Source organism: Neisseria sp. 23W00296, from assembly GCF_044772855.1.
GTDB lineage: Bacteria > Pseudomonadota > Gammaproteobacteria > Burkholderiales > Neisseriaceae > Neisseria.
The window spans coordinates 2,401,164-2,414,923 of the sequence record NZ_CP173024.1 but is presented as its reverse complement, the minus strand read 5'-3'; the positions used below and the strand labels follow the sequence as shown (position 1 = coordinate 2,414,923).

At 59.5% G+C, this 13,760-nt stretch carries 11 protein-coding genes; 5 read left to right on the top strand and 6 right to left on the bottom strand.

Translation table 11 applies throughout. The annotated features are described in order from the left end of the window. Window positions 1-131 precede the first annotated feature (131 nt). A complete protein-coding gene (locus ACG2K1_RS12145) occupies window positions 132-1,982 on the top strand; it encodes a ribonuclease catalytic domain-containing protein (RefSeq protein WP_395429511.1) in 1,851 nt (616 codons plus the stop codon). 661 nt (window positions 1,983-2,643) lie between these two features. Here ACG2K1_RS12145 and ACG2K1_RS12140 read toward each other — a convergent pair. The 3 genes from ACG2K1_RS12140 to ACG2K1_RS12130 all read right to left on the bottom strand — a co-directional run bounded on the left by ACG2K1_RS12140 (window position 2,644) and on the right by ACG2K1_RS12130 (window position 6,818). Further along, window positions 2,644-4,680, bottom strand: a complete 2,037-nt coding sequence (locus tag ACG2K1_RS12140; protein ID WP_395429510.1) for an ABC transporter ATP-binding protein/permease — start codon at window positions 4,678-4,680, stop codon at window positions 2,644-2,646. A gap of 89 nt (window positions 4,681-4,769) precedes the next feature. Further along, a complete protein-coding gene (locus tag ACG2K1_RS12135) occupies window positions 4,770-6,557 on the bottom strand; it encodes a TonB-dependent siderophore receptor (RefSeq protein WP_395429509.1) in 1,788 nt (595 codons plus the stop codon). A 3-nt stretch (window positions 6,558-6,560) separates the two neighbouring features. After that, window positions 6,561-6,818 carry a TonB-dependent receptor plug domain-containing protein gene (locus ACG2K1_RS12130; RefSeq protein ID WP_395429508.1) on the bottom strand — a complete coding sequence of 86 codons (258 nt, stop codon included), beginning with the start codon at window positions 6,816-6,818 and terminating at the stop codon, window positions 6,561-6,563. 382 nt (window positions 6,819-7,200) lie between these two features. Here ACG2K1_RS12130 and gluQRS point away from each other — a divergent pair, with 382 nt between their 5' ends. From gluQRS to ACG2K1_RS12110, 4 genes are all read left to right on the top strand, one after another. Continuing rightward, complete coding sequence (gene gluQRS / locus ACG2K1_RS12125; RefSeq protein WP_009426825.1) at window positions 7,201-8,097, top strand: tRNA glutamyl-Q(34) synthetase GluQRS; 897 nt, start codon at window positions 7,201-7,203, stop codon at window positions 8,095-8,097. A 144-nt stretch (window positions 8,098-8,241) separates the two neighbouring features. Then, window positions 8,242-9,459: a bifunctional glutamate N-acetyltransferase/amino-acid acetyltransferase ArgJ gene (argJ, locus tag ACG2K1_RS12120; RefSeq protein ID WP_395429507.1), complete on the top strand. Its 1,218-nt coding sequence runs from the start codon at window positions 8,242-8,244 to the stop codon at window positions 9,457-9,459. A gap of 109 nt (window positions 9,460-9,568) precedes the next feature. Then, window positions 9,569-10,099 (top strand): isochorismatase family protein, encoded by a 531-nt coding sequence (locus tag ACG2K1_RS12115; RefSeq protein ID WP_009426827.1) that lies wholly within the window; start codon window positions 9,569-9,571, stop codon window positions 10,097-10,099. A 10-nt stretch (window positions 10,100-10,109) separates the two neighbouring features. Then, complete coding sequence (locus ACG2K1_RS12110) at window positions 10,110-10,613, top strand: GNAT family N-acetyltransferase (RefSeq protein ID WP_395429506.1); 504 nt, start codon at window positions 10,110-10,112, stop codon at window positions 10,611-10,613. A gap of 433 nt (window positions 10,614-11,046) precedes the next feature. On the opposite strand, the gene gltX is transcribed toward ACG2K1_RS12110, so the two are convergent. From gltX to ACG2K1_RS12095, 3 genes are all read right to left on the bottom strand, one after another. Further along, window positions 11,047-12,441 (bottom strand): glutamate--tRNA ligase, encoded by a 1,395-nt coding sequence (gene gltX, locus ACG2K1_RS12105; RefSeq protein ID WP_395429505.1) that lies wholly within the window; start codon window positions 12,439-12,441, stop codon window positions 11,047-11,049. A gap of 105 nt (window positions 12,442-12,546) precedes the next feature. Beyond that, on the bottom strand, window positions 12,547-13,095 hold the full coding sequence (locus ACG2K1_RS12100) for a methylated-DNA--[protein]-cysteine S-methyltransferase (RefSeq protein ID WP_395429504.1): 549 nt from the start codon (window positions 13,093-13,095) through the stop codon (window positions 12,547-12,549). After that, window positions 13,088-13,717, bottom strand: a complete 630-nt coding sequence (locus ACG2K1_RS12095; protein WP_395429503.1) for an IMPACT family protein — start codon at window positions 13,715-13,717, stop codon at window positions 13,088-13,090. The genes ACG2K1_RS12100 and ACG2K1_RS12095 overlap by 8 nt, the downstream gene beginning before the upstream one ends. Between the last annotated feature and the right edge of the window lie 43 nt (window positions 13,718-13,760).

Sequence of the window (13,760 nt, the reverse complement as noted above, 5' to 3'; positions counted from 1 at the left end):
AAAAGCCGGGTTTGCCGCCGCGCCCGCTTTTCAGACGGCCTTCGCGCATCCGCTTGCCGCAAGATCGGGCGTAGGCGTGCAAATTCATTCCACTATATAATCCGCCCCTTTTCCGTCCGCAGACACAACCCATGAACATCTTTTACGAAGAATCAGGCCAGTTCAAAGTGGCCGCCGTCGTGCAGAAAAACGACGCCACCTACCAGGCCGACACCCTGCACGGCAAGCGCACCAAAGTCAAAGCCGCCAACGTGTTCGCCGAGTTCGACGGCGACGCCGCCGCCTTCCTCGAACGCGCGCAGGCCGAAGCGGCGCAAATCGACACCGATCTTTTATGGGAAACCTGCGGCGAAGAAGAATTTTCCGCCGCCGACATTGCCGCCGAATATTTCGGCCACGCCCCGACCAAACACGAGCTGGCCGCCACCCTCGTCGCCCTCTACGCCGCGCCGATGTATTTCTACAAAAGAGCCAAAGGCGTGTTCAAAGCCGCGCCCGCCGAAACCCTGAAACAGGCACTGGCGGCCGTCGAACGCAAAAAACAGCAGGACGAAATGATGGAAGGCTGGATAGCGAGGCTGAAAAACAAAGAAATGCCGTCTGAAATCGCCGCCGACCTGAAAACCATCCTGCACGCGCCCGACAAACAGGCGCTCACCTACAAAGCCTTCGCCAAAGCCGCCGACGCCCTCAAACTCAGCCCCTACGAGCTTGCCCGCCAAACCGGCGCCGTCACCTCCCTGCCGCAATACCTGCTCGACGGCTTCGAGCTGCAACACTTCCCCGAAGGCACGCAGGCGCCCGCCGCCGAATTGCCGCCGCTGCCCGAACTGCCGGCAGCCGAAGGTGTTGCCGCCTTCTCTGTCGACGACGAATCCACCACCGAAGTGGACGACGCCCTCTCCGTGCAGACCCTGCCCGACGGCCGCCGCCGCATCGGTATCCACATCGCCGTCCCCGCCCTCGCCGTTGCGCCCGACAGCGAAATCGAGCGCATCATCTTCAAGCGCCAGAGCACCGCCTACTTCCCCGGCGGCAAAATCACCATGCTGCCCGACAACTGGATTGCCGCATTCAGCCTCGACGAAGGCAAAACCCAACCCGCCGTCAGCATCTATTTCGACGTAGACGAACACTTCCGGGTATCCAATCCCGTCTGCAAAACCGAGCGCGTCTTCATCGCCGACAACCTGCGTATCCAAACCATAGAGCCGCATTTCAACCGCAACACCGGCACAGAAGGCGGCCAAGCCTTCCCGCACCACGACGACATGGCCTGGTTCTACCGCCTGGCCGTCGAATTGCAGAAACAGCGCGGCAAATACGAGCCCGACCGCCCCGCACAATACGACTACGGCATCGACATCCTTGCCGACGGCCGGGTTGCCGTAACCGTGCGCGAGCGCAACTCGCCCATCGACACACTGGTGAGCGAAATGATGATACTCGCCAACAGCACCTGGGCGCAGATGCTCGACGAAGCCGATTTGGGCGGCCTCTTCCGCGTCCAGCCCGCCTTGGGCAAAGTGCGCATGAGCACCCGCTCCGAGCCGCACGTCGGCATGGGCGTGCAACACTACGGCTGGTTCACCTCGCCCCTGCGCCGCGCCGCCGACTACGTCAACCAAAAACAGCTCCTGTCGCTCATCGACCCCGCCGCCGCACCGCGCTACACCGGCAACGACGCCGCCCTCTTCGCCGAACTGCGCGACTTCGACACCGCCTACACCGCCTATCAGGACTTCCAGCGCGAGATGGAACACTATTGGAGCCTCGTCCGGCTGCAACAGCAGCAGGCCGCCGAACTCGAAGCCGTCGTATTAAAAGAAGACCTCGTGCGCATCAACGGCCTGCCCCTCGTCACCCGTGCCACCGGCATCCCGCTCGAACTGCCGCCGCGCACCACCGTCAGACTGAAAATCACCGGCCTCGATACGGAAAAACGCTTTATCGCCCTGAGCTATCTCAACGCCGTAGTCTGACCTGCCCGGCAACACGCAACAGGCCGTCTGAAAACCCTGATTCGGGGTTTCAGACGGCCTGTGTTTTTTCAGACGGCCTTCAATCCGTTTCCTCCGCCTGCGGGGGAAGGCCGGGGCGGGTACAAAGCGCATACCTGTCCGCGAACACTGTTTCTGCCGAAACAACACCCCCACCCCAACCCTCCCCCGCGCGAGCGCAGGAGAGGGAGCGGGTTTCAGACAACCTCCAAAGCGGCCTGAAAATCCAAAGGCAGCCTGAAAAATTTTCAGACGGCCTCCTGTCTTGGCAAAGCCTCAAATCCGCCCAAACGGCGTCATTTCCGCGCAAAAGGGAAGCTTTTTTGAAGGTTACAGGAAAGGTGCTTATTTTCAGACGGCCTTTGCGGATAAAAAGCGGAGGCCATCTGAAAATTCCGATTTGGGCTTTCAGACGGCCTAAACGACGCAAGTCGGATTCTCGAATCCGATAAAACCGCTGCAACCGCCAATCCCACCACGAATCCGGTTCCCTCCCCCGCTAGCGGGGAGGGAGCAGGTTTCAGACGGCCTCACAGGCAGCCTGAACGCCCAAAAGCAGCCTAAAAAATTTTCAGACGGCCGCCCGTATAAGCATCACAATCACAAGCAGCCTGAAAGCCGCAAAACGGCTTTCAGGCTGCTTTCAGTTTTCCGCAAACGTGGCCAAGTCTTCGCGGCGGTCGAACAGGGCTTTTACCGGCGGTTGGTGGCTGATGCCGATAACGAGAGTGTCGGGCAGCTCGGTTTTGAGTACGGACAGCAGGGCGGTGGCGGAGGCGTCATCGAGCTGGTTGGTGGCTTCGTCGAGAAACAGGATGTCGGGGCGGGCGATTAGGGCGCGGGCGATGCTGACGCGCTGCTGTTCGCCGCCGGAGAGGGTTTTGTACCAGGCGTCGTCGCGGTGCAGATGTTCTTTCAGACGGCCTAAGCTGACTTTTTCCAGCGCGTCGGCAACGGTGCTTTCGCGGCTGCTATCTTGCGGTGCGTCGGGGTAGCAGATAAGTTTGTAGAGCGTGTCCTGCGGCAGGTAGGGGCGTTGTGGCAGAAACAGGCTGCGGCGGCTGCCGAGCATGAAGCTGCCGCAATAGTAGGGCCACAGGCCGGCAAGGGTGCGCATCAGGGTGGTTTTGCCGATGCCGCTGGGGCCGTCGAGCAGCAGCCATTGGCACGCGGCGGCTTGGAGATTGAGGCCGGAGAGCAGCGGACGGCCTTCGGCGGTGTGCAGGTTTAAGGCGCGGATGGCGAGCAGCGGCGGGGCGCTGTTGGAGTTTTCAGGCTGCTTTTGGGTATTCAGGCTGCTGGTGATGCCGTCTGAAACCTGCCCCCTCCCCTGCGCTTGCGCGGGGGAGGGTTGGGGTGGGGGTGTGGTTTCGGCAGAAACAGGGTTTGCGGGTGTGTCGGCGGTTTTCCCCAACCCTAACCCTCCCCCGCGGGCGGGGGAGGGGACGGATTGGCTGGCGGGATTGGCGGTTTCTGTAAGCGCGTGCGTGTCTGCGGGCACACATCCCGAAAGTCCGTCTGAAAGCTGAGTAGGTCGGATACTTGTATCCGACGTTTCGCCTGCATTGGGCGCGGTGTCGGATTCGGGAATCCGACCTACGCTGTTCAGGCCGTCTGCAAGGGTTTCAGGCTGCCTGCTGTCGGCGGGGACTTGGTCAAGGGCAGCCTGAAAGTGGGCGAGACGCTCGACAACGGCCGCCCATTCGATGATGCGTTTGTAGTAGTCCATAAACCAGCCGAAGCCGTCTTGGACGTTGGAGAAGGCGCTGCGGGCTTTCATCATGTCGCCGAAGCTCATGCTGTGGGCGAGGTACATGGGCAGGGTGGCGATGATGGGGATGAACATCGACAGGCGCAGGTAGGCGGCGGAGAAGCTTTCAAGGTAGAACTCGCGCCGTATCAGGCTGCGCCAGTTGTTTTTAACGGCGGCAAAGCGGGCGTTCAGACGGCCTTGTTCGGCGTTTTCGCCGTGGTAGAGGGCGATTTGTTCGGCATGGTCGCGCACGCGCAGCAGGGTGGCGCGGTAGTCGGCTTCGCGGTGCTGGCGCTCGATGTTCAGGGGTTGCAGTTTGCGGCCGATCAGGTGGGTGAGCAGGGTGCAGGCGGCGGAGTAGGCGAGCGCCATCCAGACGAGATAGCCTTTGACGGTGATGCTGTGGCCGAACAGCACGAAGGTTTGCACGCCGGAGAGCTGCCACAGGATTTCGATAAAGGCGCCGAGTTTGGCGGCGTTCATAATGAAGTATTTGAAAAGATCGATGCTTTTTTCCGACAGCAGGGCGATGTCTTCGGCGATGCGCTGGTCAGGGTTATCGGGCTCGCCGGCAAGTTGCAGGCGGTAGTGTTTGTGGCCGCCGAGCCAGTCGGTTTGGAATTGGCCGGTGAGGTGTTCGCGCCAACGGAAGAGCAGGACTTTGCGCAGCCAGTTGCCGCAGGCGACAAAGGCGGTAACCAGGGTGATGTAAACAAGGTATTCGAGTATCAGCGCGGGCATGACGCGGCCGTCGAAGGCGGCCAGGGCGTCGTAGAAGGTTTTGTTCCAGTCGGTAATCAGCACGCCGACGCGGACGATGGCCAGCGAGAAGCCGACCACGGCGGCCAAGAGCAGCCAGTTGTACCAGGGGTTTTGCCGCAGCCAGAAGGGGGCGGCAAGGGCAAGGAAGCGGCGGAGGGTTTTCATGTTTGATTGTGTTTGCGGCGGCGTTGAGGCCGTCTGAAAAGGTTTGAGGCCGTCTGAAAACGGGTTTCAGACGGCCTTTTGCTGCGGGTTTAGAACTTGTAGTTGAATTTGAGCGTGATATTGCGCGGCTCGCCCAAGTAGTTGCCTGCCAGAACGTTGCGGTTGGCCTGGTTCTGATAGTAGCGTTTGTTGGTCAGGTTGCTGCCGATCAGGCTGACGGTGGCGTTTTCAGACGGCCTGTATTGCAGGTTGGCGTTCCACAGGGTGTAGCCGCCTTGCTTAATGCCGCGCGAGCTTTGGGTTTTGCTCTGGCTTTCCAAGCCGCCGGCAATCTGCCATTTGCCGCTGTTTACAGGCAGTTTGTAGCTGGTGTAGAGACGGAAAATGTGTTTGGGCGTGTGGGTGCTGAAATTCAAACCTTCGGGCAGCGATGCGGATTCGGTTTTTTTGTATTTGCTGGTGTTAAAGGTATAGCCTGCAAACAGTTGCCAGTTGTCGGTCAGTTTGCCGGAAATTTCGGCTTCCCAACCGTGGCTGCGGACTTTGCCGAAGGGGATGGAATAGCCGCGTGTCGCGCTGGGGTCTTCGGCCTGCGCCTGCGCTTTGCTGATGTTCAGCGGGCGGTTTTTCTCGTCGATTTGGAACAGGGCGACGGAGGCATTCAGACGGTTGGCATACCATGCGCCTTTCCAGCCGATTTCGAGGTTGTTGCCTGTTTTGGGCTTGATCTGGTTGCCCTGCTTGTCTTTTTTGCCGTAGCTGGGTTTAAAGATGCTGGTGTAGCTGGCATACAGGCTCTGGTTGGGCGTCACGTCGAACGTGATGCCGAGATAAGGGGTGAAATGTTTTTGCTCGGTCAGCGTGTCTTCGTTGTAGAGCGAACCGTTGGCGCGGGTGGCGTTTTCCACATAATGGCTCTTGAATTTGGCATAGCTGCCGCCTGCAAGAATGTGCAGTTGCTCCAACGGATTGAAGCGTACGCCGGCCGAGAGCATATTGGTAACGTAGAGGGTGTCGCTTACGCCGTCCCAGCTTTTGTTGTTCCAGTCGGGATAGGCGATGTCGCTCGGACGGAAAGTGCGCAAGTCATACACCAACGTGCTGTCTTTTTTGGCATCGATATTGCGCATATCGCCTTTTTCCTTGGAGTAGGAATAGGTTACGAACACATCATGGCTGCGGCCGAGAGTATGGAATTTGCCGGTCAGGTTGGTGCTGAAGTCATACAGGTTGCTGCTGCCGAAGTATTTGCTGAGGATGCCGATACGGGCTTGGTAGTCGCTGTCGGTGCTTTGGCGGCTGGCCAGCGTGCCCAATTCCTGATGGCTTTTGTTGTGGGTATAGGCCAGTTTGCCGGTCAGCTTCCAATTGTCGTTAAATTGGTGCTCGACTTCGCCGAATACGTTGGTTTTGTCGAATCTGCCTTTATTCCATCCGGCAGCAAGGAAAGTATCGCGCGGCAGATGCAGGTCTTGGCCTGTTTTGGACAGCAAAAGACCGGAAGGATCTAATGTTTCGTGTTTTTTCTGATGGGAAAGGCCGAAGGTAATTTTGGTATTTTCGCCCGCATCGGCTTCAAGAATGCCGTAAATCAGGCCTTTTTTACCGTCGACATCGTCTTTGAAGTTGTTGTCTTTTTCCAGCAGGGCTACGGCACGGCCGCGCAGGGTGTGCGCTTCGTTCAGGCTTCCGGATACGTCGCCCATCGTGCGTACCGCACCGAAGCGGTCGACCGATGCTTCGGCTTGGATTTGTGTTTTCGCGGTCGGGCGCTTGCGCGTGGCGTTGATCGTGCCGCCGGGCGCACCGTTGGCCTGGGTCAGACCGGTAGCACCGCGTACCACTTCGATATGGTCGTAAAGCGCCAGATCGGACATGCTTTACGCGTCTTGATACATATTGGTGGACGCACTGGGTACGGTGGAGGAGATGCCGTCTTCTTCAATCTGGTCGATATAAAAACCGCGCGACTGGTAGCGGTAACGGCCGCCGTCGGCTACAACATTGATGCCTGTGGTTTTGCGCAGCGCATCTTCCATACGGGAAATACCTTGCTCATCAATCTGCTTCTTGGTAATCACGCTCACCGACTGCGGCGTTTCTTTGGGCGATAGCGCCAGGCCGGTGGTGGTGCGCATGGCGGAGGTGGTGTAGGAATTGCGGTTTTCGGTGCGGGTGGAGCGGTTTTGCGCGGTGACGGTAACGGTTTCGATGGCGGAAGAAGATACGGCATTAGCATTATCTGCTTCGGATTGGGGGATGGTAGTGTTTTATTGCGCGTAAACGGCATTTGCCGCAATAATCATGGCGGCGATGGTGCTGAGTTTGAAATGTTTGTGAAGCATGATTGTCCTGATGTTAATGTGTAAACACGGGTTAAAATAGCGGGCGGATTATACGCGTCGTAATCCGTTATCATTTTGATTTTTTTTGACACAAGCGCATTCCGCCGCCATAACGTTGCGCGGATGTAACGGTTTTCGCTGTTTTGCCGCCTGCGGGCGGCTTCGGAGTTTTCAGATGGCTTACACCGGCCGTTTCGCCCCCAGTCCGACGGGGCTTTTACACATCGGTTCGCTGCTGACGGCGCTGGCGTCTTATGCCGATGCGCGTGCAAACGGCGGCCGCTGGCTGCTGCGGATGGAGGATTTGGATCCGCCGCGCGAGGTGGCGGGCGCGGCCGACGATATTTTGCGCACGCTGGAAGCCTTCGGTTTCGAGTGGGACGGAGCGGTCGAATACCAGAGCCGCCGCTATGCCGTTTACGAAGCGGCTTTGGCCGGACTCAAAGCGGCGGGGGCGGTGTATCCCTGCTATTGCAGCCGCCGCCAATGGCAGGCGGAGGCGCGGCCGGGGGTAGACGGCTTTGTCTACGGCGGCCGCTGCCGCGATGCGGTGCAGAGGCCGTCTGGAAACGGCAAAACGCCCGCCTGGCGGCTGCGCGTGCCGGATGGGGAAATCGGTTTTGACGACGGCATTGTCGGGCATTACGCGCAGAATTTGGCGCGCGACATCGGCGATTTCGTGCTGCTGCGCGCCGACGGCTTTTGGGCCTACCAGCTGGCGGTGGTGGCCGACGATGCGGCGCAGGGGGTAACGCACGTGGTGCGCGGCCAGGATCTGCTGGTGTCGGCACCGCGCCAGATTTGGCTGCAACGCTGCCTGGGCGTGCCGACGCCGCAATACGCGCACCTGCCGCTTCTGGTGAACGCGCGGGGGCAGAAGTGGTCGAAACAGACCCTCGCCCCCGCGCTGGATTTGGCGCGGCGCGAAGAATGGCTGCGGCAGGTGTCGGCCTATCTCAATCTGCCGCCCGCGCCGCCCGTGGACAAGCCGCGCGACCTGCTCGACTGGGCGGCGGCAAACTGGAATCTGCAAAACGTGCCGCGCGGCGCGATATGCACGGAGGCCGTCTGAAAAAACGCGGACGAAAGGTTTTGAGGCCGTCTGAAAGCCGTTTTGGCGCGTTCAGACGGCCTCTTGCCGTTTCGGTTTCCTGTCACCACAAAAACGTTCATAATCGCTTACCTGATTTATAACCGTTTAACAAAGGAGGACAAAATGCCCGTCAACTACCAAACGCCCGCCGCCGACAGCCTGCTGCCCATCGACGGCATCCGCGTGTTCACCGGCCGGGCCGGCATCAAAAAGCCGCATCACGACGACCTCACCCTGATGGTGCTGGCGGGCGGCTGCACCGTCGGCGCGGTGTTCACGCAAAACCGCTTCTGCGCCGCGCCCGTGCGCATCTGCAAACGCCACCTTTTCGACGCCGACGGCGTGCGCGCCCTCGTTGTCAACACCGGCAACGCCAACGCGGGCACGGGCGCCGACGGCATCGACCGCGCGCTGGCCGTGTGCGAAGCGGCGGCCGAACAGGTCGGCTGCGCCGTCGGCCAGGTGCTGCCCTTCTCCACCGGCGTCATTCTCGAAACCCTGCCTTCCGACCGCATCATCGCCGCCCTGCCCAAAGTTGCCCCCGCAGGCTGGCTCGACGCCGCCCGCGCCATCATGACCACCGACACCATGCCCAAAGCCGCCTCGCGCGAAGGCCGCGTCGGCGAAAACCACACCGTCCGCGCCACCGGCATCGCCAAAGGCTCGGGCATGATCCATCCCAATATGGCCACCATGCTCGGCTTTATCGCCACCGACGCCAAAGTCTCCCAACCCGTTTTGCAACTGCTGACGCAGGAAATCGCCGATATGTCGTTCAACTGCATCACGGTAGACGGCGATACCAGCACCAACGACAGCTTCGTTATCATCGCCACCGGCAAATGCGGCCAGAGCGAAATCGACAACATCGCCGACCCGCGCTACGGCCAGCTCAAAGAACTGCTCGGCAGCCTCGCCCTCGAACTGGCGCAGGCCATCGTCCGCGACGGCGAAGGCGCGGGCAAATTCGTCACCATCCGCGTGGACAACGCCGCAAGCCGCGAAGAAGCCAAGCAGCTTGCCTACGCCGTTGCCCGCTCGCCGCTGGTGAAAACCGCCTTCGCCGCCTCCGACCCCAACCTCGGCCGCCTGCTCGCCGCCGCCGGTTACGCCGGTGTGCCCTTCGACGATGACAAACTGAAAATGTGGCTGGGCGGCATACTCGTCGCCGAAAACGGCGGCTGCGCCGAAAGCTACAGCGAAGAAGCCGCGCAGCGCGTGATGGACGAAGCCGAAATCAGCGTGCGCATCGATTTGCAGCGCGGCCGCGAATCCGCCACTGTCTACACCTGCGATCTGACGCACGAATACGTCCGCATTAATGCGGAATACCGCTCATAAACTGTTTTAAGGCCGTCTGAAAAGCTTTCAGACGGCCTGTAAACTGTGTTTTCAGACGGCCTCAAAGCAAAAGGCCGTCTGAAAAACCCGCAAACAAAGGAGAAGCAAAATGACCCCCAAAAACACCGTCTGCATTGTCGTCGACATCCAAGAACGCCTCGCCCCCGCCCTGCACGAAAGCGAAGCCTTCACCGCCGCCTGCCGCCTGCTGATACAGGGCTTGCAGGCCTTAAACGTGCCGATGATGATTACCGAACAATACCCCAAAGGCCTCGGCGGTACCCTGCCTGCTGTCCGCCTGCTGCTGCCCGACGCACCCGTCGCCGAAAAAACCCTGTTTTCCGCCGCCCCCGCCACGGCAGACTTCATCCGCGAAAAACAGGCGCAAAACGTCATCCTTATCGGTGCGGAAACCCACATCTGCATCCTGCAAACCGCCCTCGACTGGCGCGCGCAGGGGCTGAACGTCTACCTGCCCTTTGAGTGCGCCGCCTCGCGCAACCCCGCCAACAAAGCCAACGGCCTCGAACAAATGCGCGCGGCCGGCGTTACCGTCGGCAACAGCGAAAGCCTGCTCTTCGCCCTGATGCGCGACGCCAAACACCCCGCCTTCAAAACCGTTTCGCAACTTGTGCGCTAGGCCGTCTGAAATGCACCGCTACCGCATCAGCCAAGCGCAACAGGACGACCTGGCCGCCATCGTCGACATCTACAACAGCACTATAGACAGCCGCCAATCCACCGCCGACCTCAGCCCCGCCACCTCCGAAAGCCGCCAAAGCTGGCTCGACGCGCACGGCGGCAACCGCCCGCTGTATGTCCTGAAAGACGAAACAGACACCCTCCTTGCCTGGGGCGCGTTTTCCGACTACTACCCGCGCGCAGCCTACCGCATCACCGCCGAAATCAGCATCTACGTCCGCCACAACATGCGCGGCGTCGGCGTCGGCAAAATCCTGCTGCGCCATATGCTGGAACAGGCTCCCGCGCTCGGCATCCGCAACATCATCGCCCTTATTTTCGGCCACAACCACGCCAGCATCCGCCTGTTCCATTCCTTCGGCTTCCAAGAATGGGGTAGGCTGCCGCAAGTGTGCGACCTCGACGGCATCAGCGCCGATGTTGTGCTGCTGGGGAAAAAAGTGGTGGATTGAAAAGCGCACGGACGTATCCGATAAAAAACGCAAAAAGGCCGTCTGAAAGCCCATAAGACATGGTTTCAGACGGCCTTATACTTTTCCGCCGATGCGTAGGGTGTGTCGCTCCGCAACGCACGCGTTTCCCGATGTTTCGGCAGATTTCGTCGGAAGGCTTCTGCCCAATCCGCAAACCGCGTGCGTCGCCTGCGGGCGACACACCCTACATACGACACGAAAGGCCGTCTGAAAACCAAATTCGGATTTCAGACGGCCTTTTTGTATTTGCAGATTAGCGGTTTTCACTCTGTTGAAACTACTCTTTTAAACGTTGGCCGACGCTGTATTTAAGTGGCAAACTGCGTGCGTTGCTGCGTACACACCCTACATACGACGCGAAAAGGCCGTCTGAAATCCAAATTCGGATTTCAGACGGCCTTTTTGCTCTGCATCAGGCACGGATGCGGCGCAATACTTCTTCTTTGCCGATGAGTGCCAGCACGGCATCGACCGACGGGGTTTTGGCTGTGCCGCATACGGCCAGGCGCAGCGGCATGCCGAGTTTGCCCATTTTGATGCCTTCTTCGTCGCAGAAGGGTTTGAACAGGGCGTGGATGGCTTCGACTGTCCACTCGTTTAAGGCTTCGAGGCGGTCGGCAAAGCGCAGCATACGGGCGGGGGCTTCTTCGTCCCAGTGTTTTTGTACGTCTGCTTCGGCAGGCGTTTGTTTTTGGTAGAAGTAGAGGCATTCGTCGGCGAGCGTGTTCAAATCTTGGGCGCGGTCTTTGACGAGGGCGAGTACGTCTTCCAGATTCGGCGCGGCGTTGTCGGCGATGCCGCGTATGGCCAAACGCTCTTTCAGTAGCGCGGCCAGTTTGCCGTTGGGCGTGATTTTGATGTGTTCGCCGTTGATCCAGTAGAGTTTTTTCAAATCCATGCGGCTGGGCGAGGCGGATACGTCTTTTAAATCAAACCATTCGACAAACTGCTGCATGGTGAAAAATTCGTCGTTGCCGTGCGCCCAGCCGAGCCGCGCCAGGTAGTTGAGCATGGCTTCGGGCAGGATGCCCATGGCGTCAAACTCGGTAATCGCTACGGTGTCGCCGCTGCGTTTGGAAATTTTGCGGCCCTGTTCGTTGAGTATCATCGGCAGGTGGCCGTATTCGGGCAGCGTGGCGCCGACAGCTTTTAAAATGTTGATTTGCTTGGGTGTGTTGTTGACATGGTCGTCGCCGCGTATCACATGGGTGATGCCCATGTCGAAGTCGTCTACCACCACGCAGAAGTTGTAAGTGGGCGTGCCGTCGGCGCGGGCGATGATGAGGTCGTCTAAGGCTTCGTTGGGAATGGTGATGTCCCCTTTAACCAGGTCGTGCCAGTGGGTTGCGCCTTCCAGCGGCATTTTAAAGCGCACGACAGGTTCGCGGCCTTCGGGTACCGGCGGCAATACTTTGCCTTCTTCCGGCCGCCAGCGGCGGTCGTAAGTGGCCGTGCCTTCTTTTTCGGCTTTTTCGCGCATGGCTTCGAGTTCTTCTTTGCTGCAATAGCAGTAGTAGGCATGGCCTTGTTCGAGCAGTTGGGCGATGACTTCTTTATAGCGGTCGAAGCGGCAGGTTTGGTACACGACGTTGTCGGCGTTGTCGTAGTTGAGGCCGACCCAGTTCATGCCGTCGAGAATGATGTTGACGGATTCGGCGGTGGAGCGGGCGAGGTCGGTGTCTTCGATGCGCAGCAGGAATTCGCCTTTGTGGTGGCGGGCAAATGCCCATGAAAACAGGGCGGTGCGTACGCCGCCAATGTGCAAATAGCCGGTGGGGCTGGGGGCAAAACGGGTTTTGACGGTCATGATGTCTCCGATGATGGGGAATGGGTTTGGGGTTTCAGACGGCCTTTTGCCTTGGAATACCGCATGGAGGCCGTCTGAAAGGCAAAAACGGCTTTTCAGACGGCCTCAAAATAAGGATGCGTTGCCGCTTTCCAAGTTCAACAGTGCCTGCTTGCGCGGCAGGCCGCCCGCGTAGCCGGTAAGCCTGCCGCTGCTGCCGATTACGCGGTGGCAGGGAACGATAATGGAAATTTTGTTGGCACCGTTGGCGGCGGCAACGGCGCGGACGGCTTTTGCATTGCCGAAGATTTCCGCCTGCGCTTTGTAGCTGCGGGTTTGGCCGTAGGGAATGTCGAGCAGGATGCGCCAAACCTGTTTTTGAAACGGCGTTCCGACCAAATCAAGCGGCAGGTCGAACTGCTGCCGCGAACCGGCGAAATATTCGTCTAACCGGCGGCGCAAGGCGGCTGCGGCTTCGTTTTCTACGGCGGTAATAGCGGACGGGCGGTAATGCGCGTTCAGGGCGCGTAATTCCCTGTCCAGCGTTTTTTGGTCGGTGAATTCGAGCAGGCACAGGCCGTGCGGCGAAAAGACGGCAGCCATTTCGCCCAGCGGTGTGTCGATTTCCACGCGGTTGAGTGTGATGCCGTGTGCGGCGTAATCGGTTTCAGCCATTTTCTTGTTCTCCGCTTTGTCCGTCGGTGTCGATTTCCATCTGCCGCGTCTGCCGCCAGACGGCCAAGCAGCTCTCATAGGCTGCCAGCGGCACGCGCACGGTGAGGCGGCAGTCGAGCTGCAAATCCTGCGCGACGATTTCGGCCTGATGTTGTTTGGCAATGCGTACGGCGTCGTTTAAGTGCGGGTAGCCGCAGCGCAGAAAAACGGTTTTTTCAATATTTTTTTCAATAATCTCCGCCGCTTTCAGGGCTTCGGCGGCCGCGGTTTTATAGGCGTGAATCAGGCCGGGCACGCCGAGCAGGGTGCCGCCGAAATAGCGTACGACGATAATCAGCGTGTCGGTTACGGCAAAGGAGTCGATTTGCCCGAGTATCGGCCGGCCGGCACTGCCCGACGGTTCGCCGTCGTCGTTGGCGCGAAATTGCAGGCCGTCCGTACCCAAGCGGTAGGCATAGCACCAATGCCGCGCTTTGTGGTGCGCCTGCCGCTGCCGTTCGACATGGTTTTTCACATCTTCCGCGCTGCGCACGGGATAGGCATAGGCGATGAAACGGCTGCCTTTGTCTTTGAACTCGGCTTCGACGGGTGCGGCAAGGGTTTGATAGGTGGCGGGAGACATGGTTTCAGACAGCCTTATAAAGCGGACGGATTATTGCCGGAAT

Excerpts from the sequence above, each read along its gene's own strand:
- ACG2K1_RS12145 (WP_395429511.1), top strand. The coding sequence starts at position 132 with ATGAACATCTTTTACGAAGAATCAGGCCAGTTCAAAGTGGCCGCCGTC.
- ACG2K1_RS12140 (WP_395429510.1), bottom strand. The coding sequence starts at position 4,680 with ATGAAAACCCTCCGCCGCTTCCTTGCCCTTGCCGCCCCCTTCTGGCTG.
- ACG2K1_RS12135 (WP_395429509.1), bottom strand. The coding sequence starts at position 6,557 with ATGTCCGATCTGGCGCTTTACGACCATATCGAAGTGGTACGCGGTGCT.
- ACG2K1_RS12130 (WP_395429508.1), bottom strand. The coding sequence starts at position 6,818 with ATGCGCACCACCACCGGCCTGGCGCTATCGCCCAAAGAAACGCCGCAG.
- gluQRS (WP_009426825.1), top strand. The coding sequence starts at position 7,201 with ATGGCTTACACCGGCCGTTTCGCCCCCAGTCCGACGGGGCTTTTACAC.
- argJ (WP_395429507.1), top strand. The coding sequence starts at position 8,242 with ATGCCCGTCAACTACCAAACGCCCGCCGCCGACAGCCTGCTGCCCATC.
- ACG2K1_RS12115 (WP_009426827.1), top strand. The coding sequence starts at position 9,569 with ATGACCCCCAAAAACACCGTCTGCATTGTCGTCGACATCCAAGAACGC.
- ACG2K1_RS12110 (WP_395429506.1), top strand. The coding sequence starts at position 10,110 with ATGCACCGCTACCGCATCAGCCAAGCGCAACAGGACGACCTGGCCGCC.
- gltX (WP_395429505.1), bottom strand. The coding sequence starts at position 12,441 with ATGACCGTCAAAACCCGTTTTGCCCCCAGCCCCACCGGCTATTTGCAC.
- ACG2K1_RS12100 (WP_395429504.1), bottom strand. The coding sequence starts at position 13,095 with ATGGCTGAAACCGATTACGCCGCACACGGCATCACACTCAACCGCGTG.
- ACG2K1_RS12095 (WP_395429503.1), bottom strand. The coding sequence starts at position 13,717 with ATGTCTCCCGCCACCTATCAAACCCTTGCCGCACCCGTCGAAGCCGAG.